A 26308-nucleotide genomic window follows, 5' to 3' on the forward strand; every position below is an offset into this window, starting at 1 on the left:
GCACGTCGCCAGCGGCATCAGCAATCCGCGCTGAGCGCCCCTCGGCCTGAGCCGCGCGCGCCGAGCGCGCGTCACGCTTTCGCCATGCCGGCGTCATCGCCGGTTCACTCGGGTGTAACGCCCTCTTCCTAAAGTTGCCCGGCCGACGCGCGCCCTGTCTTCACGGCGCGCCTTGGGTCGGCCACGCCGTCCTGCGCGTTCGTCCGACCCGGCGCCATTCCGCTCGACCCCGAGCTTTTCGCAACCCGAGCCACAAGGACTTTTCATGCCCTCTTTTCCCCTTCCGCGACAGCGTGCGCGCCGCCCGCGCATGGCCCTCGCGGCCGCCTTGATCGTCGCCTGCAGCCTCGCCGCCTGCGGCGGCGGCAGCAGCGGCGGCGGAATCTCCACCGGCCTCCCGAGCGGCGGCACTACGCCCGCCACGGGCAGCGGCGAGACGCCCGTCGCCACCACGCCCGACACCGCAACCAAGCCCGAGCTGCGCTGCGCGCCCTGAACTCTCCCAGCACGACATCAACCATGACCTCACGCCGCAAGTTCCTCACCCACACCGCCACCACCGGCGCCGCCGCCGCCGCGCTCTCGGCCTTTCCGCCCAGCATCCGGCGCGCGCTGGCGATCCCCGCCAACAACAAGACCGGCACCCTGAAGGACGTCGAGCACGTGGTGATCCTGATGCAGGAGAACCGCTCCTTCGACCACTACTTCGGCACGCTCGCCGGCATCCGCGGCTTCGGCGACCGCTTCCCGATCCCGCTGCCGAAGGGGCTGAACGTCTGGCAGCAGAGCGACGCCAACGGCAAGCCGATCCTTCCCTACCACCTCGACGGCAGCAAGGGCAACGCGCAGCGCGTGAGCGGCACGCCGCACTCCTGGAACGACGGCCAGAATGCCTGGGACGGCGGCCGCATGGACCAGTGGCCGCGCTACAAGAACACCGCGTCGATGGGCTACTTCAAGGAGGCCGAGCTGCCCTTCCAGTTCGCGCTGGCCAATGCCTTCACGCTGTGCGACGCCTACCACTGCGCGATGCACACCGGCACCAATTCCAACCGACTGTTCCACTGGACCGGCACCAACGGACCGACCGGCGCCAACGTGGCCTCGGTGGTGAACGAGTTGGACGACATCGGTCCGTCGACCACGGGCTTCGAGTGGAAGACCTATCCCGAGCGCCTGCAGGAGGCCAAGGTGAGCTGGATGGTCTACCAGTTCATGCCGGACAACTACACCGACAACCCGCTCGCCGGCTTCAAGCAGTACCGCAAGGCGAACGAGGATTCGGGCAAGCCGGTCAGCAACTCCGCCGCCTCGCCGGCCTACGATCCGGCCAGCGACGACACCGGCAATCCGCTCTACAAGGGCATTGCCAACACGATGCCGGACGGTGGCTTCCTCGAGCAGTTCCGCCTCGATGTGGTGAACGGCAAGCTGCCGCAGGTCTCGTGGATCATCGCGCCGGCCACCTACTCCGAGCACCCCGGACCCTCGAGCCCGGTGCAGGGAGCCTGGTACATCCAGCAGACGCTCGACGCGCTGACCGCGGTGCCCGACGTCTGGAGCAAGACCGTGCTGCTGATCAACTTCGACGAGAACGACGGCTACTTCGACCACGTGCCCTCGCCGTCGGCGCCCTCGCTCAACCCCGATGGCAGCGCGGCCGGCAAGACCACGCTGCCCGACGCGGACATCGCCATCGAACGCTTCACGCACCCGAGCCCGCCCGGCACCACCTCGCAGCCGGCTCCGGACGGCCGCGTCTACGGTCCGGGCGTGCGCGTGCCGATGTACGTGGTGTCGCCCTGGAGCCGCGGCGGCTGGGTCAACTCGCAGGTCTTCGACCACACCTCGGTGCTGCGCTTCCTGGAGCAGCGCTTCGGCGTGAAGGAGCCCAACATCGGCGCCTTCCGGCGCGCGGTCTGCGGCGACCTGACGAGCGCCTTCAATTTCGCCAACCCCAACAACGAGGCCTTGCCGGTGCTCGCGGGCCGCAAGAGCAAGACCGATGCGGATGCGCTGCGGGCCCAGCAACAGGCACTGGCCCAGATCGTGCCGCCGGTCAATGCGCAGCTGCCGCGCCAGGCCAGCGGTACCCGACCCTCGCGCGCCCTGCCCTACGAGTTGCACACGAGCGCGCGCAGCGACGCGGTCAACGGCACGGTGCAACTGCTGTTCTCCAACACCGGCAAGGCCGCCGCCGTGTTCCATGTCTACGACAAGCTCAACCTCGACCGCCTGCCGCGCCGCTACATGGTGGAGGCCGGCAAGACGCTCGACGACAGCTGGAACGCGACCACCGACAACGCCGGCCTCTATGACCTGTGGGTGCTCGGCCCCAATGGCTTCCACCGCGAGTTCAAGGGTGACCTGAACCGGCTGCGCGCCGGCGACGCGGCCATCCCCGAGGTGCGCGTGTGCTACGACATCGCCAACGGCAATGTCTACCTGAGCATGGCGAACAGCGGCAAGCGCAGCGCGAAGTTCACGATCCGCGCCAAGGCCTACCGCGACGACGGTCCGTGGAATGCGGCCGTCGCCGGCGGCGCCACGGTCGAGCAGCACTGGGACCTGGCGGCCAGCGGCCAGTGGTACGACTTCGCCGTGACCTGGGACGCCGATGCCAGCTACTACCGCCGCTTCGCCGGTCGGGTAGAGACCGGCAAGCACGGCGTGAGCGACCCGGCGATGGGGCTCAGCGACGTGTGATCCCATGAAAAACGCCCCGTGGACCTGCAACGGTCCACGGGGCGCGGGGCGCGGCCGAGGCCCTAGCGGCTGCGCCAGCCCTGGGTCCGCGCCAAGGCGGCCCGCCCGGCCAGCGCGAACAGGCCGCGGCCGAGCGCGGCCGTGAGCATGATCAGGGAAGCCATCGCCGCTGCCGGCGCGACGTCGCCGGCATCGTCCATGTTGAGCACCGCGACCGCAGCCAGCGTGGTCTGCGGCGAGTACAGGAACACCACCGCCGAGACGGTCGTCAACGCGTTGACGAAGAAGTAGCCGCCGACCTGCAGCACCGTGGGCAGCGCCACCGGCAGGTGCACCCGCCACAGCGTGCGCCAGAAAGGCACTCCCATCGATTCGGCCACCAGTTCGTATTCGCGATCGAGCTGGCGCAGCGCGGTGAGCGACGTCAGGTGGGCGACCGAGAAGAAATGCGCGACCGTGCAGACGATCAGGATCGCCATGCCGCCATAGAGCCCGCGCAGCGGATTCGAAGGCGAATTGAAGAAGAAGATGTAGCCCACGCCCAGCACCAGGCCCGGCACCGCGAGCGGCAGGTTCGCCAACAGGTTCAGCGCCTCGCGCAGCAGGCCGAAGCGGCGCGGCTTCTCGACCAGGTAGGCCGAGAGGAAGGTCGCGACGGCGCCGGCCGCCGCGGCGCCCAGCCCGAGCTGCAGCGAGTTGAAGTAGCTGGCCCAGCCGCCGCCGTCCATGTTGCCGAAGTCGTAGTTCCTGAAAGACGGCGCGAGCTGGTAGGGCCAGTAGGTGGCGAGCGAGGCGAACACCGCCATGCCGATCATCCCGAGGATGGCCGCGGCAATCAGCAGGCAGGCGGCGAACAGCGCGCGGTCGCGCACCGGCACCGGCTCGGGGCGGTGCGGCGTGGCGCGCGCCGACAGCACCGCCGCCTGCCGCCGGCGCACGCGCCGCTCCACCAGGAAGGACAGCAGCGCCGGGATCAGCAGCACGAAGCCCACCACCGCGCCCATCTGGAAGTTCTGCTGGCCGACCACCTGCTTGTAGATGTCGGTGGCCAGCACGCCGGTCTGGCCGCCCACCACCTTGGGCACGCCGAAGTCGGTGATGACCAGCACGAAGACCACCATGCCGGCCACGATCAGCCCGTAGCGCGAGGCCGGCAGCGTCACCGTGCGGAAGATGCGCCAGCGCGAGGCGCCCAGCGTCTGCGCGGCCTCGTAGAGCCGGCCGTCGGAGGTCGCCATCGCGGTGGTGAGGATCAGCAGCGCATGCGGCAGGGTCCAGAAGACCGAACCCAGCACGATGCCCAGCGGGCCGTAGATCGAGACCCCGCCGAGCCAGTCCTTGAACACGCCCTGGTTGCCGAACAGGTAGATCAGGCTGATCGCCGGCAGCAGCGAAGGCGCCAAGAGCGGCAGCAGCGCGATCGCGCGCAGCAGGCCCTTGCCGCGCATGCACGCGAGCGTGAGCCCGTAGGCGTAGACATAGGCGATGGCGGTGCACAGCACGGCGCTGAGCGCCGCCAGCCAGACGCTGTTGAAGGCCGACTGGACCAGCGCGGGGTTGTCGAGGTAACGGGCGAAGTTCGCCAGGCCGACGAAGGCGCCGGCGCGGTCGAAGAAGCTCTGCCCCACCAGTGCGGCCACCGGCAGCGCGACGATCACGACCAGGATCGTGAGCGCGAGCAGCAGCCCGGCGCCGGTCAGCCAGCGCTCGCGGTCGAAAGCGGCGCTCAATGCGCCAGCACCGACAGCGCGTGCTGCGGCAGCTCGATGTGCACCATGCTGCTGGGCACCAGGGGCTCGCCCGTCCGGTGATCGGGTGGCAGCTCGGCCTCGATCTCGATGCCGAGCGGTTCGCAGGCCAGCCGCACCGCAGTGCGGTTGCCGAGGAACTCGGTATCGAGCAGGCGGGCGGCGAAGCTGTTGGCGCCCAGGCCGTCGCCGAAGCGCCGGACCACCACGTGCTCGGGCCGAATGCCGACGGTGGCCTGCGCACCCACCTGCAGTGCGCCGGGCGCGCAGTGCAGCTCGCTGTCGCGCACCCGCACGCGGTCGCCCGCCAGCACGGTGGCGGGCAGCATGTTCATGCGGCCGACGAAGCTGGCGACGAAGCGGGTGCGCGGCCGGTGGTAGAGCTCGCCGGGCGACCCGGCCTGCTCGATGCGGCCGTCGTGCATCAGCACCACGCGATCGGCCATCGACAACGCTTCCTCCTGGTCGTGCGTGACCATGATGGTGACGATGCCGAGGCGCTTCTGCAGCGCGCGGATCTCGCCGCGCAGGCTGGCGCGCACCTGCGCATCGAGCGCGGACAGGGGCTCGTCGAGCAGCAGCAGCCGCGGATTGGGCGCCAGCGCGCGGGCCAGCGCCACGCGCTGCTGCTGGCCGCCCGACAGCTGCACCGGGTACTTGTCGGCATGGGCCGCCAGGCCGACGAGATCGAGCATTTCGCGCGAGCGCCTGGCCATCTCGCGCGCCAGGGCGCCGGTCGGATGCAGGCCGTAGGCGATGTTCTGCGCCGCCGTGAGGTTGGGAAACAGCGCATAGGACTGGAACACCACGCCGAAGCCGCGCGCCGCCGGCGGCAGGCCGGCGATGTCCTGGCCATTGAGCAACAATTGGCCGCGGTCGGCGCGCTCGATGCCGCAGACGATGCGCAGCAGCGTGGTCTTGCCGCAGCCCGAGGGCCCGAGCAGGCAGACGAATTCGCCGGGCTCGACGTCCAGGTCGATGCCGTCGAGCACGCGGCTGGCGCCGAAGGACTTGCCGATGCCGCGCAGGGAAAGATAAGACGTCATGCGGGAGGGCTTACTGCGGCGGTGCCTTCTTTTCCGACTTCGATTCGTAGCGCTTCGACCATTCGGTCAGGATGCGGTCGCGGTTGGCGGCGGCCCAGTCGAAGTCGTTCTTGGCCAGCAGCTTCTCGACGTCGCCCGGCACGAATTCCAGCTTCTCCTGGATGCCCGGCAGCGCCAGCACCGCGAAGTTCTTGGCATAGAGCTCGTTGGCCTGCCTGGTCACGGCCCAGTCGGCCAGGGCCTTGGCGGCCTCCGGCTTCTTGGTCGTCTTCATAACGCCGGTGGCCTCCATGTCCCAGCCCAGGCCTTCCTTGGGCAGCACGATGTCGATCGGCGCGCCGTCGCGCTTGGTCTTGTTGGCGCGGTATTCGAAGGACATGCCGAGCGCGAACTCGCCGGCGCCGGCCTGGCGGCAGGGCTTGCTGCCGGACTGGCTGTAGATGCCGATGTTCTGGTGCAGCGCGTCCATGAACTGCCACGCCTTGGGCTCGCCCATCATCTGGATCCAGCCCGACACCATGAGGTAGCCGGTGCCCGAGGCGGCCGGGTTCGGCATCGTGATCTGGCCCTTGTAGACCGGGTTCGTCAGGTCGGCCCAGCTCGTCGGCTTGGGCAGGTTCTTCTTCTGCGCCTCGGCGGTGTTGAAGCAGATCGCCGACGACCAGACATCCATGCCGACCCACTTGGGCGGATTGGCGCTGTCGCGCATGGTCGGCTTGATGGCTTCCAGGCCCTTGGGCGCGTAGGGCTGCAGCATGCCCTCCTTGTCGAGCAGCATCAGCGAGGTGGCGGCCAGGCCCCAGACCACGTCGGCCTGCGGATTGGCCTTCTCGGCCAGCAGCTTGGCGGTGACGATGCCGGTCGAATCGCGCACGAACTTCAACTCGATCGAAGGGTTGTCCTTCTCGAAGGCCGCCTTGTAGGCCTGGACCTGGTCGGCCTCGAGCGCGGTGTAGACCAGCAGCTCGGTGCGGCCCTGCGCGGCGGCGCCGACGCCGAGGGTCAGCAGGACGGCGGGCAGGAGGCTCTGGAAGGTGCGACGCAACATGGATGGATTCCTCAGGGGGATACGGAAAGACGCAAAAAGAGAAAGGCGCGCGCCGGTGCGCGGCAGCCCTGGATCATCGGCAGCGGATATGACAGGCATTTGTCAACGCGGTGGCGCGTCGATGACAAATTGGTGCGTTGTCATGCAAATGACGCCGTTCAGCGCCGCTTAAGAATCCGGCGCCTGCCGGAGATACGATGAACGCAACGCGCCGCACCCAGGCGCGAACCTACTCCCACGCCATGACCACTTCCACCGGCTCGCCCCACATGCTCTCCACCCTGCGCCGTATCGGCGCGCTGGCCTCGCCCTACTTCAGGTCCGAGGAGAAATGGATGGCGCGCGGGCTGCTGGCCGCCATCGTGGCGCTCAACCTCGGCGCGGTCTACATGCTGGTGCTCAACAACCAGTGGTATGCGCGCTTCTACGACGCGCTGCAGAACAAGGACCAGGCGATCTTCTGGAAGGAGATCGTCTTCTTCTGCTGGATCGCGGCCGGCTTCATCGCGATCGCGATCCTGAGGTTCTACCTGACCCAGCTGCTGCAATTGCGCTGGCGCGCCTGGATGACCCGCAGCTACCTGCAACGCTGGATGGCCGACCGCACCTTCTACCGCCTCGAACTGGCGCGCTACGGCCAGCAGGACGGCCAGACGCCGGACAACCCCGACCAGCGCATCCAGGAAGACATGCAGATCTTCACCGACTACACGATGACCCTGTCGATGGGCCTGCTCAATGCAGTGGTCACGCTGGTGAGCTTCATCGGCATCCTCTGGGGCCTGAGCGGCGTGGCGGACTTCACGCTGTTCGGCCACGCCTTCTCGGTGCCCGGATCGATGGTCTGGATCGCGCTGGCCTACTGCGCGGCCGGCACCGTCATCACGCACTACATAGGCCGGCCGCTGATCGGGCTGAACTTCCAGCAGCAGCGCTACGAGGCCGACTTCCGGCATCACCTGGTGCGCGTGCGCGAATACAGCGAGGCGATCGCGCTGGACCGCGGCGAGAAGGTGGAGCACGTCCAGCTCCAGCTGCGCTTCGGCGCGGTGCTGAAGAACTACCTGCAGCTGATCAGGAAGCAGAAGAACCTGGTCGCCTTCACCGCGTCGTTCGGCCAGGCCTCGGTGATCTTCGCCTTCATCGTGCAGGCGCCGCGCTTCTTCAGCGGCGCGATCCAGCTCGGCCAGCTGATGCAGGTCAACTCGGCCTTCGGCCGGGTGCAGGACTCGCTGAGCTGGTTCGTCGACAACTACGACCGGGTGGCCGTCTGGCGCGCCACGGCCGACCGGCTGAGCTCATTCGAGGCCGCGATGCGGGCCAATGCGGGCGCGACCAGCGCGCTCGAGCGCGCGCCCGCGGACAACGCCGAGGGCCTGCGTGCAGATGGCTTCGGCGTCACGCTGCCCGACGGCGCGCGCCTGATCGACGGCGCCGCGCTGGCGGTTCGTCCGGGCGACACCGTGATGCTGCAGGGCCCCTCGGGCAGCGGCAAGTCGACGCTGTTCCGGGCCTTCGCCGGCATCTGGCCCTTCGCCAAGGGCCGGGTCTCGATGCCCGACAACACCATGTTCATTCCGCAGCGGCCCTACGTGCCGGACGGCCGGCTGCGCGACGCGCTGGCCTATCCGCAGCCGGCGAGCGAGTTCAGCGATGCGCAGCTGGTGCAAGCGCTCAACGATGCGCTGCTGCCCGATCTCGCGGGCCGGCTGGACGACCGCGATGCCTGGAGCCAGAAGCTCTCGGGCGGCGAGCAGCAACGCCTGGCGATCGCGCGCGTGCTGCTGCGCAAGCCCGCCTGGCTGTTCGCGGACGAGGCCACCAGCGCGCTCGACGCCGACAGCGAGGCCACGCTCTACAAGCGATTGGCGGCCATGGTGCAGGCCGCCGGCGGCGCGATGGTGTCGATCGCGCACCGGGCCTCGGTCGGCGACCACCACCAGCGCCGCTGGACGCTGGTGCCGCAGCCCGAGGGCAGCGGCGTGCGCTACAAGGTCGAAGCCACGTAGCGCTCCCAGCCCCGCGCGCGCAGCTCGCAGGCCGGGCAGGCGCCGCAGCCGTAGCCCCAGTCGTGGCGTTGCGTGCGGTCGCCGAGGTAGCAGGTGTGGGTGTCTTCGACGATCAGCTCGACGAGGGCATTGCCGCCCAGCCGATGCGCCAGGCCCCAAGTCGCCGCCTTGTCGATCCACATCAGCGGCGTCTCGATCACGAAACGCCGGTCCATGCCGAGCGAGAGCGCGATCTGCATCGCCTTCATGGTGTCGTCGCGGCAATCGGGGTAGCCCGAAAAATCCGTCTCGCAGACGCCGGTGACGATCACCTCGAGGCCGCGCCGGTAGGCGAGCGCGCCGGCCAGCGTGACGAACAGCAGGTTGCGCCCCGGCACGAAGGTATTGGGCAGGCCATTGGCCTGCATCTCGAAGGCGATGTCCTGCGTCAGCGAGGAGGCGCTGACCTGGCCCAGCACGTCGACCGTGAGCATGTGGTCGTCGCCGAGCCGCGGCGCCCACTGGGGGAAGCGCTCGCGCAGGCGCGCCAGGACCGTGAGGCGCGCATCGAGTTCGACGCGATGGCGCTGGCCGTAGTCGAAGCCGATGGTCTCCACGCGTTCGTACTTGGCAAGCGCATCGGCCAGGCAGGTGGTGGAGTCCTGGCCACCGGAGAAGAGGACGAGGGCGGTGGTGTGCATGGGGTCAGTCCGGAATCCTGATGTGGCGTTGCCGCTCGGCGGCGGTGGCGAGCAGCTGCGAGATGCCGCCGTCGAAGGTGATCAGCCTCACGCCATGGCGCATGGCCAGCGTGAGGAGCCAGGCATCGGTGATCTGCCGATGCCCGCGCAGGCCGCCGGTGCAACTGCCCAGCACCTGCTCGATGCCGAAATCCAGCGCGAGGAAGCGATGCTTCGGATGCGCGGTGTTGCGCAGCATGACTTCGGCGATCTCGCTGATTGAAATGGCCTGCCCCGAGAACGCCGGCTGCGAGATCACGCGCACGAAAGCGGCCTGCGTCAGCGCGGTGGTGGCCCAGCCGTCGCGCGCATGGCGCTGGAACCAGCGAATCATGCGCTCGTGGTGCTCGTGCGCCGGCCAACCCAATGCGATCAATGCATTGGCGTCCAGCRGCCAGCTCAAGGTGCGTCTTCCAGCAGGTCCTTGACCTGTCGGCTCGTGACACGGGGGGCATCCGGCGACAGGTCGAACACCCAGACGCCCGCCTTCTTGCGCACCGGCAGGCGTTCGCCGCCGCCGCGCCGGATCAGCTCGGAGATGGCTTGTCCGAGCTTCAGGGCACGTGCCTGCGCATAGGCCTGGGCCATTTCGAAGGCGTCGTCTTCCAGCGTGACTGTGGTGCGCATGGCTGATGCACTTTCAGGGATTTGATGCACTTCATTCTATTTGATGCACCCCAAAGCCACGCGTCGATGCCCCTACAGGAACCGCTCCAGCAACTTGCGCGATCCGCGGTCCAGCGTCTTCACGTCGGGAATGCGGAACTGCACCCCGTGCGCGCTGGCGATCAGCAGCGCACCGTCTTCGAGCCGGCGGATGTCCTCCTCGGCCTTCAGCACGAAGCGGGTCTCGCCGCGGTCGGTGTCGACGGTCCAGGTGCTGGGCACGCCGAAGCTCGACACCTTGTGCAGCTTCAGCAGCGTGGGCGCGAAGTCCCGGGCCGCGAGCTCGTGGCCGAGCAGCTCGCGCGTGGCTTCGGGCAGCCGGTCGAGGCGATCGATCCAGACCAGCTCGCGGCCGTCGAGACCGACCAGCGAGATGCCGTCGTCGGGCGCGGTCAGCGGGAAGGCCCGCACCGGCAGCACGCCGTCATGGCGCATGCCGCTGTCGTCCGTCAGCACCAGCCGGCCGAAGGCGTCGCGTTCGAGTTGAAAGTTGCTCATGCGTCCCCCGCCGGATGTGCCGCGTGCCCGCCCAGCGCCATTGCCACCGAGGCGCGCTCGGCCGCCGCCCCCGCGCTCTCGTCGTCGGCGTGCCGAAGCTGGGCCTGGTAGAGCCGCCAGTAGGCGCCCTGCTTCTCCATCAGCGCGTCGTGCGGCCCGACCTCGACGATCTCGCCGCGGTCCATCACGACCAGCCGATCGGCCTTGCGCAGTGTCGAGAGCCGGTGCGCGATCGCGATCGTGGTGCGTCCCTGCACCAGGTTGTCGAGCGCCTTCTGGATCTCCTTCTCGGTCTCGGTGTCGACCGCGGAGGTGGCCTCGTCGAGGATCAGGATGCGCGGGTCGATCAGCAAGGCACGCGCGATGCTGATGCGCTGCCGCTCGCCGCCCGAGAGCCCCTGGCCGCGCTCGCCGACCAGCGAGTCGTAGCCGTGCGCGAGCCGCAGGATGAAGTCGTGCGCATGGGCTGCGCGGGCCGCGGCCACGATCTCCTCGCGCGTCGCGTCGGGCTTGCCGTAGGCGATGTTCTGCGCGATGGTGCCGAAGAACAGGAACGGCTCCTGCAGCACCAGCCCGACGTGGCGCCGGTAATCGGCCACCGCGAAGCGGCGGATGTCGGTGCCGTCGACCTTGATGGCGCCGTCGGTGACGTCGTAGAAGCGGCAGATCAGGTTCACCAGCGTGCTCTTGCCCGAGCCGCTGTGGCCCACCAGGCCGATCATCTCGCCGGGCTCGATCACCAGGTCCAGGTCGCGGATCACCGCCCGGCTGCCGTAGCGGAAGCCCACGTCGGCCATCTCGATGCGCCCCTGCACGCGCTCCACCTTCACCGGGTTCGCGGGCTCCGGCACGTTGCTCACATGGTCCAGGATGTCGAAGATGCGCTTGGCGCCGGCGGCCGCCTTCTGCGTCACCGAGACGATCCGGCTCATCGAATCGAGCCGGGTGTAGAAGCGCCCGATGTAGGCGATGAAGGCGGTCAGCACGCCGACCGTGATGCGCCCGCGCGCCACCTGCCAGATGCCGAAGCCCCAGACCACCAGCAGGCCGATCTCGGTCAGCAGCGAGACGCTGGGCGTGAACAGCGACCAGGTCTTGTTGAGCTTGTCGTTGACCTGCAGGTTGTAGACGTTGGCGGCGTGGAAGCGCTTCGCCTCGCGCCGCTCCTGCGCGAAGGCCTTGACCACGCGGATGCCCGGAATGGTGTCCGCCAGCACGTTGGTGACCTCGCTCCAGACCCGGTCGATCTTCTCGAAGCCGGTGCGCAGCCGGTCGCGCACCACGTGGATCATCCAGGCGATGAACGGCAGCGGCACCAGCGTGACCACCGCCAGCAGCGGATTGATCGAGAACAGGATCACGGCGGTCATCGTGATCATCAGCACGTCGGTCAGGAAGTCGAGCGCGTGCAGCGACAGGAAGACGTTGATGCGGTCGGTCTCGGAGCCGATGCGCGCCATCAGGTCGCCGGTGCGCTTGCCGCCGAAGTAATCGAGCGGCAAGGTCAGCAAGTGTTCGTAGGTGGTGGTCCGCAGGTCGGCGCCGATGCGTTCCGACACCAGCGCCAGCAGGTAGGTGCGGGCCCAGCCCAGCGCCCAGCCGACCAGTGCCGCGGCCAGCAGCGCGCTGAGGAACATCACGACCTTGGCGACCRCGATCTGCTGCCCGTTCTGGAACGGGATCAGGATGTCGTCCATCAGCGGGATGGTCAGGTAGGGCGGCACCAGGGTCGCGGCGGTCGATGCCAGGGTCAGTAGAAACCCGGTGATCAGCTGCTTGCGGTAGGGCTTGGCGAAGCGGCCCAGGCGCAACAGCACCCAGGTCGAGGGCGGGGCCTGGAGCTCCGGTTCGCCGAGCGCCGCATCGTCCGCGTCGGCACCCGAAGGTGTCGCCTGCGCGACATCTTCAATCCTCGCCTCGAACAGTTTCTGCAGCCGCAGCGCTGCCGGCTGCTGGGCCAGGGTGTAGCGCCAGCGCGCCAGCCGGCCCCGGTCGTCCAGCAGATCGAGCGTCCCGACGCCGGCATGGTCGCCAAACTGGAGCTCCAGGCCCCCCGGCGAGGGAATCGGCCATTCGGTCCAGATTCCCCCGGCGCTGCAGGCCAACAGGCGGCGATCGGTCAGCGCCAGCAGGCCGGACTTAAACCGAAGTTCCTCATCGAGGTCAACCGGGAGGGTCGCCAGAACGTTTTCCGCGACTGAGAGCCGACTTTTCAGAGCGTCTGAGGCCTCCCCTGCTTCGCCCCCCGGGGCTCCGAATGGATCTTGATGTTGCATTGTGTTTCTGTACTTCCGGCCCTCCGACGGACCCTTTCTGGCGCACGTCGGGCGCCGATTCTGACTGATCGCCATGGGCGCGCTTGAAAGCGCCGTGGTGCTCGGCCAAAGCACATCGAACGTTTTCATGACCCGTTTCGACGACATCCGTCTGCTGCGCATCAACTATTTGCGCGGCCCGAACCTCTGGACCTACCGCCCCGTGCTCGAAGTCTGGCTCGACCTCGGCGCGCTCGAGGACCATCCTTCCAACACGATTCCCGGCTTCACCGAGCGCCTGACCACGCTGCTTCCGGCCCTGATCGAGCACCATTGCGGCGTCGGCGAGCGCGGCGGCTTCATCCAGCGCCTGACCGAAGGCACTTGGGCCGGCCACGTGCTGGAGCACGTCGTGATCGAGCTGCTGAACCTGGCCGGCATGCCGACCGGCTTCGGTCAGACCCGCAGCACCTCGCAGCACGGCGTCTACCGCATGGTGTTCAGGGCCCGCGACGAGCAGGTCGCCCGGGTGGCGCTGGCCGAGGGCCACCGCCTCCTCATGGCGGCGATCAACGGCGACCCGTTCGGCAGCGCCGACGTGCAGCGCGCGGTCGATGCGGTCAAGGCCAAGGTCGAGGACTGCTACCTCGGCCCGAGCACTGCCTGCATCGTGGGCGCCGCCACCGACCGCGGCATCCCGCATCTCAGGCTCAACAGCGGCAACCTGGTCCAGCTCGGCTACGGCGCCAACCAGCAACGCATCTGGACCGCCGAGACCGACTACACCAGCGCCATCGGCGAATCGATCGCCAGCGACAAGGAGCTCACCAAGTCGCTGCTCGCGAGTTGCGGCGTGCCGGTGCCCGAAGGCCAGGTGGTGGCCAATGCCGAGGAAGCCTGGGAAGCCGCCGAGGACATCGGGCTGCCGGTGGCGGTCAAGCCCTCGGACGCCAACCATGGCCGCGGCGTTTCGCTCGAACTCCACACGCGCGAGGAAGTCATCGCCGCCTTCGCGATCGCCGAGCCCGAAGGCAGCGACGTGATGGTCGAGCGCTTCATCCGCGGCTACGAGCACCGCCTGCTGGTGGTCGGCGGCCAGGTGGTCGCGGCCGCGCGCGGCGAGGTCATCACCGTCACCGGCGACGGCAGTTCGACCGTGGCCCAGCTGATCGACAGCCAGCTCAACAGCGACCCGCGGCGTGGTGCCGAGGAGGAATTCCCGCTCGATGTGATCGTGGTCGACACCGACGCCAAGCTGCAGCTCGAGCTCAAGCGCCAGGACCTGGACGCCGCGGCCGTGCCCGCCGCGGGCCGGGTGGTCACGATCCAGCGCAACGGCAACATGGCGATCGACTGCACCGACCAGGTGCATTCCGACGTCGCCCATGCGGCCGTGCTGGCCGCCCGCGTGGTCGGCCTGGACATCGCCGGCGTCGACCTGGTGGCGGAGGACATCTCCCGACCCCTCGGACCGCAGGGCGGCGCGATCGTCGAGGTCAACGCCGGCCCCGGCCTGCTGATGCACCTGAAGCCGGCCGTCGGCTCGCCGCGGCCCGTGGGCCGCGCGATCTGCGACCACCTGTTCCCGGACGACGCGCCCGGCCGCATCCCCGTGGTCGGCGTCGCCGGCTCGCAGGACACCGCCGTGCTCTCGCGCCTGGTGGCCTGGCTGATCGGCCTCGGCGGCCGCCACACCGGCCTGGCCTGCCGGGACGGCCTGTTCCTCGAGCGGCGCCGGGTCGATGCCCGCGACAGCGCCCACTGGGAAGCCGGCCACCGGCTGCTCGTGAACCGTGCCGTGCAGGCGGTGGTGATCGAGAACGGCGCCGAAACCATCCTGCGCGACGGCCTGGCCTACGACCGCTGCGAAGTCGGCATCGTGACCGACCTCGAAGGCGCCGAAGCGCTGGGCGAATTCGACATCACGGCCAGCGACCAGATGGTCAGGGTGCTGCGCACCCAGGTCGACGTGGTGCTGCCCGAAGGCACCGCGGTGCYCAACGCCGCCGATCCGCGGGTGGCCGGCCTGGCGCCGCTGTGCGATGGCGACGTGATCCTCTACTGCGCCGACCCGCAGGCCGCGGCGCTGGTCAAGCACCAGGCCGAAGGCGGCAAGGCGGTGCTCGTGCGCCAGGACCGCGTGGTGCTGGCCAACGGCAGCAGCGAATCCTTCCTGCCCGGCCTCGGCCGGCTGACCATCTGGCGTGCCACGCATGCCGGCGTCAGCCTCGACAGCCTGCTCGCCGCGGTCGCCGCGGCCTGGGCGCTGGGCATCCCGCTGAACCTGATCGGTGCCGGCGTCGAAGCCTTCGAAGCCGACCTGCAGGCGGCGCTCGCGTCGCTGCAGCTGTCCCAGACCCTTGTCTCGCCCGAACAACAATTTGCCTGACCGGCCGGACCCCTGGTCCGCCGGCACCCCACGCCATGGAAGTCACCCGCATCCGCGCCTTGCGCGGGCCCAATCTCTGGAGCCGCCACACCTGCATCGAGGCGATCGTCCGCTGCACGGGCGATGACACCGCGATCGAACGCCTGCCGGGCTTCGAGGACCGCCTGCGCGCGCTGTTCCCGACCATCGGCGAGTTGCACCCGATCGTGCTGGGCCAGCCGCTGGCGCTGGCCCACGTGCTCGAGAACGCCGCCATCGCCCTGCAGGCGCAGGCCGGCTGCCCGGTGAATTTCGGCCACACCTCGCGCACCCTCGAGGACGGCGTCTTCCAGGTCGCCTTCCAGTACAGCGAGGAGGCCGTCGGACGGCGCGCGCTCGAGCTGGCCAGGGCCCTGATCGACGCCGCCCACGCCGGCACCGAATTCGACGCCAACGCCGCCATCACCGAGCTTCGCGACCTCGACGAATCCGAGCGCCTCGGGCCGAGCACCGGCTCCATCGTGGATGCGGCGGTGGCACGCGGCATTCCGTACCGCCGCCTCACGCGCGGCAGCCTGGTCCAGTTCGGCTGGGGCTCGAAGCAGCGCCGCATCCAGGCCGCCGAGGTCGACAGCACCAGCGGCGTGGCCGAGGCAATCGCCCAGGACAAGGAACTCACCAAGCAGCTCCTCAATGCGGCCGGCGTGCCGGTGCCGCTGGGCCGGCCGGTGGCGGACGCCGCCGACGGCTGGGCCGCGGCGCTCGAAATCGGCCTGCCTGTGGTGGTCAAGCCGCAGGACGGCAACCAGGGCAAGGGCGTCACGGTCAACATCACGACCCAGGAGCAACTGCTCGCCGCCTACGACTCGGCCGCGGTCTACGGCGAGGTCATGGTCGAGAAGTTCCTGCCCGGCTTCGACTTCCGCCTGCTGGTGGTGGGCGACCGGCTGGTGGCCGCGGCCCGCCGCGATCCGCCGCAGGTGATCGGCGATGGCGTGAAGTCGGTCCGCGAACTGGTCGAAGGGGTCAACCAGGACCCGCGCCGCGGCGAAGGTCACGCGACCTCGCTGACCAAGATCCGGCTCGACGACATCGCCATCGGCCGCCTCGAGTCGCAGGGCCTGAAGCCCGACAGCGTGCCGACGCTCGGCCAGCGCGTGGTGCTGCGCAACAACGCGAATCTCTCCACCGGCGGCACCGCCACCGACGTGACCGACACCGTGCACCCGGAAGTGGCGGCACGCGCGATCGATGCGGCCCAGATGGTCGGCCTGCACATCTGCGGCGTCGACATGGTCTGCGAGAACGTGCTGCGTCCGCTCGAGGAACAGCACGGCGGCGTGGTCGAGGTCAATGCCGCGCCCGGCCTGCGGATGCACATCTCGCCTTCTTTCGGCCGCGGGCGCGCGGTCGGCGAGGCGGTGATGGACACGCTGTTCGCGCACGGCGACGACGGCCGCATCCCGGTGGTCGCCGTGACCGGCACMAACGGCAAGACCACCACCGCGCGCCTCATCAACCATTTGCTCGCCGGCAGCGGATTGCGCACYGGCATGACCAACACCGATGGCGTCTACGTCGACGGCCGGCAGACCGACAGCGGCGACTGCAGCGGCCCGAAGAGCGCGCGCAACGTGCTGCTGCATCCGGACGTCGATGCCGCGGTGTTCGAAGTCGCGCGCGGCGGCGTGCTGCGCGAAGGCCTGGGCTTCGACCGCTGCCAGGTGGCGGTGGTGACCAATATCGGCAGCGGCGACCACCTCGGCCTGAACTACATCACGACCGTCGAAGACCTGGCCGTGCTCAAGCGCGTGATCGTGCGCAACGTGGCGCCTGGCGGCTACGCGGTGCTCAACGCCACCGACCCCAACGTGGCCGCGATGGCGACCACCTGTCCCGGCAGCGTGATCTTCTTCGCTGCCGACCGCACGCATCCGGTGATGGCCACGCACCGCGCCCAGGGCAAGCGCACCGTCTACGTCGACCAGGACGCGGTGGTGGCCGCCGAAGGCTCCTGGCGCGAACGCATTCCGCTGCGCGACGTGCAGATCACGCGCAACGGCACCATCGGCTTCCAGGTCGACAACGTGATGGCCTCGGTGGCCGCGGCCTGGGCCGTAGGCCTGGACTGGGACACGATCCGCAGCGGCCTCGCGAGCTTCAAGAACGACGCCGCCGGCGTGCCCGGCCGCTTCAACGTGATGGACTACCGCGGCGCCACCGTGATCGCCGACTACGGCCACAACACCGACGCCATGCGTGCGCTGGTCGCCGCGGTCGACACCATGCCGGCGAAGAAGCGCTCGGTCGTGATCAGCGGCGCCGGCGACCGGCGCGACTGCGACATCCGCGACCAGACCGCGATCCTCGGCCAGGCCTTCGACGACGTGATCCTCTACCAGGATGCGGCGCAACGCGGCCGCGCCGACGGCGAGGTCATGGCGCTGCTGCGGCAGGGGCTGGAGGGCGCGGAGCGCACCCGCTTCATCGACGAGATTCGCGGCGAATTCATCGCCATCGACGCGGCCCTGGCCCGGCTGCAGCCCGGCGACCTGTCGCTGATCCTGGTCGACCAGGTCGAGGAAGCGCTGGCGCACCTGTCGAAACGGATCGCTGCAGGGTAATTGGCCCCCACGCTCCCCCACTGCGTGTGGGTCGCTGCCCCCCGAGGGGGCCGCAGGCCGCCTYGGGGCGGCCCGGCGCCGGCCTGGATGGCCCCCACGCTCCCCCACTTCGTGTGGGTCGCTGCCCCCCCCGAGGGGGCCGCAGGCCGCCTTGGGGCGGCCCGGCGCCGGCCTGAGCCCCTGGTCCGGCAGCGGTCGGCTCTGTCCGACAGCAAGGTGCGCCTTCGTGCGCTCGCGCCCGGCCCTTCCGTCCCACACGCTTCCTTCTCCATCGGGCCACAGACTGAGGGCCTGGAGTGGCGCGAGTCCGCGCCACCATGGACAAGGAGTCACCATGAACACCGCACTGCATTCCTGTGTCGCCGCCCTGCTGGCCGCCGGCAGCCTCGCCGGCGCATCGGCCGCCTTCGCCGCCGGATCGCCTCCCGGCTCGCTGCCCTGCGACGGCATGCTGCAGGACAAGGCCGCGTGCCTGCGTGAACGAGGCGCAGCAGCCGAGACGGCCCGCCGAGGYGGCTTCCCCGCGCCCGATGCGGCCACTCTGCAGCAGAACGCGCTCGCGCGCTGCGCCCGGCAGCCGGAGAGCGACCACGAGGCCTGCGAGGCCCGGGTCATGGGAGGCGCTTCGACCACCCTGACCGGCAGCGTGCTGGGCGGCGGCGTGATTCGCCAGGCCGAAACGCCGGTTCGCTGAGGGCACAATGGCAGGGCAGGCCGCCCCATGCCTGCCATGAGACTGTCACAAAGCACCTGCAGACGCTGGCTATAGTCAGGGGAATGTACTAAAGGAGGAAGGTTTCCCTATGAACGCCATCAAGGTCGCCCGCCGATTCATCGAAACGGACCCGGCCAACGCGTCTGCAAAGATCCTCGCCCGATTGGTGCTGGCACTCGAATCCGAGGCCAGCTTCGAGCTGGTCRCGCTCTATGAACTCGACTACAAGAGCTTCCAGCTGGCGATGGACATCCTCAGGGAATGGCGCCTCGACCGCTACTACGCCAGCAAGTCCAAGCTGTACGATCTGTCGCTGCAGGTCAGCGAACTGAAGGAGTGAAACCGGCGCCATCCGCGTTGAGGTCACCGAGTGGCCCAGTGACAGAGTTCGAGCTCAAATTCCAGGTCGACGCGCCCAACCGGGCCGCGGTGGAAGCGGCTGTCGCGCGGGGACGTTCCCACCGCGCGCGGCTGCGTGCCCGCTACTACGACACGGCGGACGGCGCACTGGCCGCCCGGCACATCGTGCTGCGCGTGCGCAAGGAAGACGGCGCCTGGATGCAGACCGCCAAGGCTCCGGGTGCGAGCCCGGTCGAGCGTCTGGAGCACAACGTCGAGCTGCCGCCCGTGCGGGCCAGCGAGGTGCCGCTGCCGCTGATCGGTCGGCACGACGGGACGCCGGTCGGCGAGCGGATCGCCCAGGCCCTGCGACAGGCCGGGCACGACCCGGCCGAGGCCGAGCTGATGCCGCTGTACGGCACCGACGTCTGGCGCACCACGCGCGAAATGCGCAGCGGCGACGCGCTGGTCGAACTGGCCTTCGATGTCGGTGAAGTGCGCAGCGGCGACCGCTCGCGGCCCCTGTGCGAACTCGAGATCGAGCTCAAGCTCGGCAGCGCTTCGTCGATGCTCGAGCTGGCCCGCCGCTGGCGCGGCCGCTACGGACTCTGGCTCGACACCGTGTCCAAGTCCGAGCATGGCGAGCGGCTGGCGCGAGGCCAGGCCTACGGCCCGCCGACCAAGGCCCGGGCGCCCCAGCTGGACGCCGATGCCGATGGGCCGCAGGTGTTTCGCGCCGTGCTCGACAGCTGCCTGGCGCAGATGCTTCCGAACGCCAGCGAGGTCGCGGCCGGCAGTCCCGATCCCGAGCACGTGCATCAATTGCGGGTCGGCATCCGGCGGCTGCGCACCGCGCTGCGAGAGATGGCCGACTTCGCGCCGGCCATCGACCCGGCATGGGAGCCCGTGCTGGCCGATACCTTCCGCGCGCTCGGCCGCCAGCGCGATCGCGACCACCTGCTGCGGGTGGTGCAGCCGCAGATGCTGGCGCACGGGGCACCGCCCTTCGAGTTCGAGGAGGCGTCCGGCGAGATCCCAGAATCGAAGACCGTGGTCCGGGCGCCGAGCTTCCAGGCGGTCCTGATGGACCTGATCGCCGCCGMCCTTCCGAGCGGCGCCGAGGGCGAGCCTGCGAAGAAAGGCACACCCGCACGCAAGGCGCTCCGGCTCCGGCTTTCGACGCTGCATCGGCAGGTGCTGCGAGACGGCAAGCGCTTCGACAGCCTCGAGCCGGCCAAGCAGCACCGCGTGCGCAAGCGCCTGAAGCGGCTGCGCTACCTGGGCGAGTTCGCGGCCTCCTTGTTCGGACGGCGCGCCGCGCAGCGCTTTCTGGAACAACTGGAACCGGCGCAGGATGCGCTCGGCGCGCACAACGACGCCCAGATGGCGATGACCGCCTGCCGCGACGGCGCCGCCTACGACGGCGCAGCCTGGTTCGCGGTCGGCTGGCTGGCGGCGAACCAGCCCGCCAGCGCCGCGCAGTGCCGCAAGGCGCTCGCCAAGGTCGCGGATCTGCGCCCGTTCTGGACGCGCTGAGCGGGGGGACCTCCGCGCCCCAGCGCAGCACCCGCAGCGGCCGCGATTGGCGGTAGTACGCGAAAGCCCCCGCTTTTCGGCGGCTACGCGCCGAAATTTCTTCTCATTGTTTCGACTTTGGCAACAGTGCGATTCTTTTTTATGYGGGTTTTTACCTATGTGCCAGGCTAGACTTGCCCGCACGGATCGCAAGAACGGTCCGGCCCGTTCAACCAAAGCCAGAAAGAAATCCAATGAAGACCTCGAAGATCCTCGCCGCCGCCGCCCTTTCGCTGCTCGCCGCCGCCGGTGCCCATGCCGAAATCTATGAAGGCGTGCACGCCCTGACCTCTGCCAGCAGCCGCGCCGAAGTGAGCGCCCAGGCCGCGGTCGCTGCCCGCAACGCCAATCCCTACGCCGAAGGCTATTCCAGCGGCGTGACCACCATCGCCAGCACCCGCGACCGCGCGTCGGTGCGCGAGGAAGCCGTTGCCGCCGCCCATGCCCCGAACCAGAACGTGCGCCGCGAATCCTTCGCCGGCAGCGTGATTCCGTCGCAATTCGGCGGTGCCCGCATCCGCACGACGCGTCAAGCCGCCCTGTAATTCGCGGCTCGCAGAAACAACCGGCCCGGCGAAAGCGGGGCCGGCTTTTTTTCGCCTTATGGTTCGGAATTCACAATTTCGTAAAGCGAATTAACTACATTCATAATCATTGAAGGTTCACTTACACCAAAGGGCAGCTTGTCACGCCCCTTGGCTCCGTGTTCAATGCACCTTCGCCGTCGGCGAATCGGGCCCCGCCGATGGAGCGAGAGCGCGGTGAACGTGGAGCGGCCTCTGGAGGTTTAGGAATGGGCAAGTTGATGGTTTCGGATACTGACGGTGAAACTCCCACGATTCGGCTGATCGACGATGACGTCTCGTTTCGGCGCGCGCTGCAGCGGCTCCTGCGCGAGGCTGGCCATCAGGTGGCCGAGTACGGCTCGGTCGGCGAGATGCTCCTCGAGGGCATCGGCAGCGCACCCGGCTGCCTGGTGCTGGACATCCACATGCCCGGTCCCAGCGGGCTCGATCTGCAGGAGATGATCGCCAGCCAGCCCGAACCCCTGCCCGTGATCTTCGTGACCGCCGAGGCCACGGTGCATGAAACGCTGCGCGCGATGAAGGCCGGCGCCGCGGATTTTCTTTTCAAGCCGGTGGACGGCGAGACCCTGCTGTCGGTCATCGGCAAGGCCATACAGGACGATGCCGCCCGGCGCCAGGCGCGGCGACGGCTGTGCGCGCTGCAGACCCGCTACTCCCGGCTCAGTCCGCGCGAACGGCAGGTCATGGAAATGGTGGTCAACGGTTCGCTCAACAAGCAGATCAGCGCCCAGCTCGGCGCCGCGGAGCGCACCGTCAAGGCCCATCGCGCGCACGTCATGGAAAAGATGGAGGTGAGTTCGCTGGCCGACCTCGTCCGGGCCGTGGGGCAGCTGGGCATGTCACCCGGCGACGCCAGCCACGCCGGCGCCTGAAAGCGAAGACCCGCCACCCACCTGCGCGGAACTTGGACCCACTTGCCCCGAAGGGCACCCGGGCATCTCCTTGGCTCGATGGCCAATGCCGGCAGACGACTCCTTTAATCTTCAGCCATGCCGCCCATGTCCGATTCCTCCGCCGCCCCCAAGACCGCCCCGCATCCCGCCATGGCGTGGATCCCCGACGGCAGTTTCCTGATGGGATCTGACCGGCACTATCCCGAGGAAGCGCCGGTGCACAAGGTGGCGGTGAAGGGGTTCTGGATCGACACCCACACCATGACCAACGCCGAGTTCAAGCGCTTCGTCGATGCGACCGGCCACGTCACGCTGGCCGAGCGTCCGGCCCGGGCCGAAGACTACCCCGGCGCCGACCCCGAACTGCTCGCGCCCTCCTCGGTGGTCTTCCAGAAGACCGCGGGACCGGTGGACATGGGCAACCCGCACAACTGGTGGACTTATCAACGGGGCGCCAACTGGCGCCATCCGCGCGGACCCGGCAGTTCGCTGCAGGGCCTGTGGAAGCATCCGGTGGTGCATGTCGCCTTCGAGGACGCCGAGGCCTACGCGGTCTGGGCCGGCAAGTCGCTGCCGACCGAGGCCGAGTGGGAGTTCGCGGCCCGCGGCGGGCTCGAGGGCGCCGAATACTGCTGGGGCGACGAATTCAAGGTGCGCGGCCGGTCGATGGCCAACACCTGGCAAGGCCAGTTTCCATGGCAGAACCTGCTCGAGGACGGCTACGAGTGGACCGCGCCGGTCGGCGCCTTCGCGCCCAACGGCTACGGTCTCTACGACATGGCGGGCAACGTCTGGGAATGGACCACCGACTGGTACCAGGAACACGGCCGCATCACCCACGCCTGCTGCACGCTGGACAACCCGCGCGGCGGCCCGGTCGAGGGCAGCTACGACCCGCGAACGCCCGGAGTGCGCATCCCGCGGCGCGTCATGAAGGGCGGGTCGCACCTGTGCGCACCGAACTACTGCCACCGCTACCGGCCGGCGGCCCGCATGGCACAGCCGATCGACACCTCGACCTGCCACCTGGGTTTCCGCTGCGTCGTGCGCGCCGAGCAGGCGCAATCCTGAAAGAGGACGGAGCTGATGAAGACCGTTCCGCCCACCCTGCCCTTGCCCTGAGCGGCTACTGGGGCAGGACGCGGGCGCCCTCGCCGCTGCCTTCGATGTAGACCCGCTGCCCGACGCGCAGCACCGGACCCGTCGGCTGCGTCACCGAGACCAGCACGCCGCTGTTGGTGCGCACCACGATCTGCTGGCCGGCGATCGGCTGCGAGTACCGGTTCGCGACCTCCGCGCCGGCGATGGTGCCGCCGATGGCGCCTGCAACCATCGCCACATCGCGTCCGGTGCCGCCGCCGATCAGGCTGCCGATGCCCAGGCCCGCGAGGCCGCCGACGACCGCGCCCACGCCGGTATGTTGCGAACTCTGGATCTGCGTCGGCGTGATCTGCTCGATGACGCCCTGGCGGATCGTCATCGATCCGGACTGCGAGCCGGGCGCGGCGCAGGCCGCCAGCGTCAGGACCAGGACGAAAGCCGCGATACGGGACAGAAAAGTCTTCATGATCTACCTCGCTCCTTCAAGTGATGGACTGGGGATTCTTCAGCCGAAAGCCGGTCACCAGCAAGGACAGGCCCACCGCCAGCGCAAAGGCGCCGATCAGCAGGCGGCGCCCGTCGGCGGTTCCGAAGCCGAACAGCAGGCCGATGCCCAACAGCAGCGTGCAGGCGCTCACGACCAGCACGGGCACGACCCCGCCGCCGCGCGGGGCCAACGACACTCGCCGGCCTGCCAGCGCGTAGGCCAGCCCGGCCGCGCCGAGCGCGATGCAGGCAGTGATGATGCCGCCGAAGAAGGCGACCGAGCCCAGGATGCGGCCCTCGATGTCCGGATAGGCGAGGGCCACCGCGCCGATCGCCAGGCGGATCAGCGCATCGACCAGCACCAGCACGAAGAGCCAGTTGAAGCGCGGCACCTTGGAGAGCGCGAAGGCCACTGCCAGCGCGAGAAGCCCGTCGACCAGAGCGAAGGTGCCGTTGCGCCCGAGCATCTGCGCCATCGACGATACCGGCGCCAACAGCATGACCAGCGCGAACATCGCGCCGAACGCGCCCCGAAGCAAAAGCAGGACCCGCAGCAAAGGCATGAACGCTACTCCTTATTCATATCCGACGACAGGATGTCGCCCGCAGATCAGCCGCCCGTCCATGGCTCCACCAGTTCCCACGGCGGCGTCTTGGACTTGGTGTTCTTGCAGAAGATGTAGCCGCCCGCGCCGAGCATCGTCTTGTGACGGTTCTCGATATGCGCCAGCCGGCACCCGGCGCGGCCCTTCGGATCCTCGGCCGGCGTGATGCTGCCGCTGTTGGAGGTGGCCGGGTTGTCCCAGCTGACCTTGACGCCGTCCGCACCCGTGTTCAGCGTGCCGTAGATGGTCTTCTTCATCAGATCCATGTCGGCCTTTCCGAACTTGGTGATCGGCGTGTCGCGCATCGAGTTGTAGATGCTCAACGGGGTGGCCGCTGCCGAGGCTGCGGCGGCCACCGCCACGGCCATCGCCAGCCCTTTCAATGTGTCGCTCGTTCGCATGACGAAAGTCCTTACTTGGGGAGAACGAAGTTGATCTGGAACCGGACGAACCAGTCGGAGGCATTGTCAGGCCGAATCACGTTGTAGCCGGCGCCGACAACGAAGTTCATCGGCACGAAGCCTTCGGGCCGGACCCGCAGCGTGACGATGTCGGCGATCGGGTTCGAGAGCTTCTTCTGCAGGTTCGAGTCGTCCTGCGCCCAGGCCCCACAGGCTGCCAACGATGCCGCCGCCATGGCAACCCGGATCGGGCGCTCCGCGATCAACATTTCGGTATCCTCATGAAGGCCGGCATGGCACTGTAGGCGACGAACCGATCTTGGGTGCGTCCGCAAAAGCTGCAAATTGGCCCAACGGGCAACGCCTGCTGCCCTTTCGGGCAATCGGGGTTTTCGCCGAAGTTTCAATTCTTGTGAGCACTTCCCGCAACGGCACCTATTGCCGATAAGACAGCAGGCCGGCGCCGCCGTACCATGAAGCGTGAGACAGATGCATTTCCAGCCAGCAGGGGGACTTATGAAGACACAACAACTCGAACTCGCAGCCATGCTGGCAGCCGTCGTCATGGCCGTGCCCCTGGCGGCAAGCGCCCAGCAGGCCGCGGACGCCGTGGTGCCGATCTCCGGCGAGCAGCAGGAGGCGGACTATCGCGTGATCGCCGCGCGTTGCGGCTCACCGGCCTTCGAGAAGGCCTTCTACAAGCAGTCCAGGGCCGCGGTCTCAGCAGGGCTGGTCACCAAGCACCGCGACCCGGTACAGGTCGAGAAGACCGTCACGGCGCTGCGACGCAGCCCCGTCGTGCTGGTCGCGACCCAGGCGGACTGCGCCGCCGAACTCAAGCGGTTGGCGGAACTGCAGAAGAGCCGCGGCGAGATGCTCAGGAGCGGGCGCGGACCAAGAAAATGATCCCCTACTGGGTCTTCATTCGCTTGTATTCATTGCGCTTCATGTCGAGGTAGTCGCTGCGCTCCACCTCGTGCAACTGGCGCGCATAGCGCTCGGTGCTGTCGAACCACTGCGCCAGGCGCGTCTGCAACTGGGCCTCGGCCGGCGCGTCGAGGTAGGAGTCGATCGCGAGGTAGTAGCGCATGGTGTTGCGCTCCACCACGCCGCGCACGCCGCCGACCAGTTCCGGCTGACCCGATCCGTCCTTGTCCTTCGTACTGAAGCCGACCTTGTCGCTGCCGATCGTCGCGAGGTAGCCCTGCATCGCGATCCGCGCCGCCGTGCCGTAGGCATAGGCGTAGGCCATGTGGATGAACGTCTTGCCGTTGGGCAGGGGCGTCGCCTCGAACTCGATGCGGTAGTCGCGGGTCGACAGCGGCCCCTTGTCGGCGCTCAGGCGCACGCTGAGGTAGTCCGCGGATACGGTCGCAGGTTGCCAGACGAAGTCGATGCGCTGCGCGTCCCCCAGCGGCTGGTCGAACTTTCGACCAACCGAGACCGCCAGGGTGGTCGCCGCCCCACCGCCGCGCACGGCGCAATGCTTGGTGTTCAGATGCAGCATCAGCACATCGCACCACACCGCCGGCTTGCTGAGCGAGGCGCTGACCTGCTCGAAGGGATGATCGACGAGCGCGAAGATGTCGCCGCTCAACTGGCCCGAGGCCTCGCTCGATTCGAGCACCAGCGGCCGCCCGAACACGTTCTTGTCGAACTGCGACTGGACGGCGCTGAACTTGGCCTGCAGCGCCGCGGCGCTGCCGAGCTGCTGTGACCAGGCCACGGCGGGCAGGAGCAGCAGCAGGCAAAGACACAGAACGACCCGGCGAAGCAAAGCGTTTTGCATGATGCCCGCCATTGTGTCCCCGTCCGGCCAGGAAAGAAATGCCGCTCGTCAACGTGGCCGGCGCAGCCAGGCCCGTCGGTGAAACACCGCGGAACCGGCTTCGCCGGGCCGCTGGTGTTGCCCCTGGTCG

25 protein-coding genes are annotated in these 26308 nt (G+C 68.8%); 12 read left to right on the forward strand and 13 right to left on the reverse strand.

Translation table 11 applies throughout. The features are described from left to right. Positions 1-265 precede the first annotated feature (265 nt). A complete protein-coding gene (locus AC1D2K_RS01320) occupies positions 266-496 on the forward strand; it encodes a hypothetical protein (RefSeq protein ID WP_478085691.1) in 231 nt (76 codons plus the stop codon). A gap of 23 nt (positions 497-519) precedes the next feature. Further along, on the forward strand, positions 520-2706 hold the full coding sequence (locus tag AC1D2K_RS01325) for a phosphocholine-specific phospholipase C (RefSeq protein ID WP_478085692.1): 2187 nt from the start codon (positions 520-522) through the stop codon (positions 2704-2706). A 62-nt stretch (positions 2707-2768) separates the two neighbouring features. On the opposite strand, the gene AC1D2K_RS01330 is transcribed toward AC1D2K_RS01325, so the two are convergent. From AC1D2K_RS01330 to AC1D2K_RS01340, 3 genes are read right to left on the reverse strand one after another with little or no spacing between them, the layout of a single operon-like run. Next, positions 2769-4436: a putative 2-aminoethylphosphonate ABC transporter permease subunit gene (locus AC1D2K_RS01330; protein ID WP_478085694.1), complete on the reverse strand. Its 1668-nt coding sequence runs from the start codon at positions 4434-4436 to the stop codon at positions 2769-2771. Next, a complete protein-coding gene (locus tag AC1D2K_RS01335; protein WP_478085695.1) occupies positions 4433-5500 on the reverse strand; it encodes an ABC transporter ATP-binding protein in 1068 nt (355 codons plus the stop codon). The genes AC1D2K_RS01330 and AC1D2K_RS01335 overlap by 4 nt, the downstream gene beginning before the upstream one ends. Positions 5501-5510: 10 nt before the next feature. Continuing rightward, complete coding sequence (locus AC1D2K_RS01340; protein WP_478085697.1) at positions 5511-6548, reverse strand: putative 2-aminoethylphosphonate ABC transporter substrate-binding protein; 1038 nt, start codon at positions 6546-6548, stop codon at positions 5511-5513. Positions 6549-6790: 242 nt separating this feature from the next. On the opposite strand from AC1D2K_RS01340, the gene AC1D2K_RS01345 reads away from it, so the two are divergent. Then, positions 6791-8557 carry an ABC transporter ATP-binding protein/permease gene (locus tag AC1D2K_RS01345; protein WP_478085698.1) on the forward strand — a complete coding sequence of 589 codons (1767 nt, stop codon included), beginning with the start codon at positions 6791-6793 and terminating at the stop codon, positions 8555-8557. On the opposite strand, the gene queC is transcribed toward AC1D2K_RS01345, so the two are convergent. From queC to AC1D2K_RS01370, 5 genes are all read right to left on the reverse strand, one after another. Next, positions 8536-9237 (reverse strand): 7-cyano-7-deazaguanine synthase QueC, encoded by a 702-nt coding sequence (queC, locus tag AC1D2K_RS01350; RefSeq protein ID WP_478085699.1) that lies wholly within the window; start codon positions 9235-9237, stop codon positions 8536-8538. The two genes, AC1D2K_RS01345 and queC, sit on opposite strands and share 22 nt — an antisense overlap. Before the next feature lie 4 nt (positions 9238-9241). Beyond that, the gene (locus AC1D2K_RS01355; protein ID WP_478085701.1) at positions 9242-9679 is read right to left on the reverse strand and encodes a TA system VapC family ribonuclease toxin; all 438 of its coding nucleotides are present in this window, start codon (positions 9677-9679) and stop codon (positions 9242-9244) included. Continuing rightward, entirely contained in the window at positions 9676-9903 is a 228-nt protein-coding gene (locus AC1D2K_RS01360; RefSeq protein WP_478085702.1) for a hypothetical protein, read from the reverse strand. Before AC1D2K_RS01360 ends, AC1D2K_RS01355 begins: the two co-directional genes overlap by 4 nt. Positions 9904-9975: 72 nt before the next feature. Continuing rightward, complete coding sequence (locus AC1D2K_RS01365; protein ID WP_478085703.1) at positions 9976-10440, reverse strand: cyanophycin metabolism-associated DUF1854 family protein; 465 nt, start codon at positions 10438-10440, stop codon at positions 9976-9978. Next, positions 10437-12716, reverse strand: a complete 2280-nt coding sequence (locus AC1D2K_RS01370; RefSeq protein ID WP_478085704.1) for a cyanophycin metabolism-associated ABC transporter — start codon at positions 12714-12716, stop codon at positions 10437-10439. Before AC1D2K_RS01370 ends, AC1D2K_RS01365 begins: the two co-directional genes overlap by 4 nt. Positions 12717-12843: 127 nt before the next feature. Here AC1D2K_RS01370 and AC1D2K_RS01375 point away from each other — a divergent pair, with 127 nt between their 5' ends. The 8 genes from AC1D2K_RS01375 to AC1D2K_RS01410 all read left to right on the forward strand — a co-directional run bounded on the left by AC1D2K_RS01375 (position 12844) and on the right by AC1D2K_RS01410 (position 22867). Next, entirely contained in the window at positions 12844-15084 is a 2241-nt protein-coding gene (locus tag AC1D2K_RS01375; RefSeq protein WP_478085706.1) for a cyanophycin synthetase, read from the forward strand. A 35-nt stretch (positions 15085-15119) separates the two neighbouring features. Beyond that, positions 15120-17687: a cyanophycin synthetase gene (gene cphA, locus AC1D2K_RS01380; protein WP_478085707.1), complete on the forward strand. Its 2568-nt coding sequence runs from the start codon at positions 15120-15122 to the stop codon at positions 17685-17687. A 334-nt stretch (positions 17688-18021) separates the two neighbouring features. Then, a complete protein-coding gene (locus tag AC1D2K_RS01385) occupies positions 18022-18381 on the forward strand; it encodes a hypothetical protein (RefSeq protein WP_478085709.1) in 360 nt (119 codons plus the stop codon). Positions 18382-18490: 109 nt separating this feature from the next. Next, the gene (locus AC1D2K_RS01390; protein WP_478085710.1) at positions 18491-18742 is read left to right on the forward strand and encodes a hypothetical protein; all 252 of its coding nucleotides are present in this window, start codon (positions 18491-18493) and stop codon (positions 18740-18742) included. 38 nt (positions 18743-18780) lie between these two features. Continuing rightward, positions 18781-20277 carry a CYTH and CHAD domain-containing protein gene (locus AC1D2K_RS01395; protein ID WP_478085712.1) on the forward strand — a complete coding sequence of 499 codons (1497 nt, stop codon included), beginning with the start codon at positions 18781-18783 and terminating at the stop codon, positions 20275-20277. Positions 20278-20510: 233 nt separating this feature from the next. Continuing rightward, positions 20511-20861, forward strand: coding sequence for an alpha/beta hydrolase (locus AC1D2K_RS01400; RefSeq protein WP_478085714.1), 351 nt, complete (start codon positions 20511-20513; stop codon positions 20859-20861). Positions 20862-21121: 260 nt separating this feature from the next. Further along, positions 21122-21775 carry a response regulator transcription factor gene (locus tag AC1D2K_RS01405; protein WP_478085716.1) on the forward strand — a complete coding sequence of 218 codons (654 nt, stop codon included), beginning with the start codon at positions 21122-21124 and terminating at the stop codon, positions 21773-21775. A 126-nt stretch (positions 21776-21901) separates the two neighbouring features. Continuing rightward, complete coding sequence (locus tag AC1D2K_RS01410) at positions 21902-22867, forward strand: formylglycine-generating enzyme family protein (protein ID WP_478085718.1); 966 nt, start codon at positions 21902-21904, stop codon at positions 22865-22867. A 55-nt stretch (positions 22868-22922) separates the two neighbouring features. On the opposite strand, the gene AC1D2K_RS01415 is transcribed toward AC1D2K_RS01410, so the two are convergent. From AC1D2K_RS01415 to AC1D2K_RS01430, 4 genes are read right to left on the reverse strand one after another with little or no spacing between them, the layout of a single operon-like run. Then, positions 22923-23363 (reverse strand): outer membrane lipoprotein, encoded by a 441-nt coding sequence (locus tag AC1D2K_RS01415; protein WP_478085720.1) that lies wholly within the window; start codon positions 23361-23363, stop codon positions 22923-22925. A gap of 16 nt (positions 23364-23379) precedes the next feature. Beyond that, complete coding sequence (locus tag AC1D2K_RS01420) at positions 23380-23946, reverse strand: hypothetical protein (protein ID WP_478085721.1); 567 nt, start codon at positions 23944-23946, stop codon at positions 23380-23382. Positions 23947-23993: 47 nt separating this feature from the next. Continuing rightward, entirely contained in the window at positions 23994-24389 is a 396-nt protein-coding gene (locus tag AC1D2K_RS01425; RefSeq protein WP_478085722.1) for a hypothetical protein, read from the reverse strand. An 11-nt stretch (positions 24390-24400) separates the two neighbouring features. Further along, a complete protein-coding gene (locus AC1D2K_RS01430; protein ID WP_478085723.1) occupies positions 24401-24658 on the reverse strand; it encodes a hypothetical protein in 258 nt (85 codons plus the stop codon). A gap of 247 nt (positions 24659-24905) precedes the next feature. On the opposite strand from AC1D2K_RS01430, the gene AC1D2K_RS01435 reads away from it, so the two are divergent. Further along, positions 24906-25295, forward strand: coding sequence for a hypothetical protein (locus AC1D2K_RS01435; protein WP_478085725.1), 390 nt, complete (start codon positions 24906-24908; stop codon positions 25293-25295). A 4-nt stretch (positions 25296-25299) separates the two neighbouring features. On the opposite strand, the gene AC1D2K_RS01440 is transcribed toward AC1D2K_RS01435, so the two are convergent. Then, positions 25300-26178 carry a hypothetical protein gene (locus AC1D2K_RS01440; protein WP_478085726.1) on the reverse strand — a complete coding sequence of 293 codons (879 nt, stop codon included), beginning with the start codon at positions 26176-26178 and terminating at the stop codon, positions 25300-25302. Between the last annotated feature and the right edge of the window lie 130 nt (positions 26179-26308).

This window comes from Variovorax sp. P1_H12_2, from assembly GCF_056405335.1.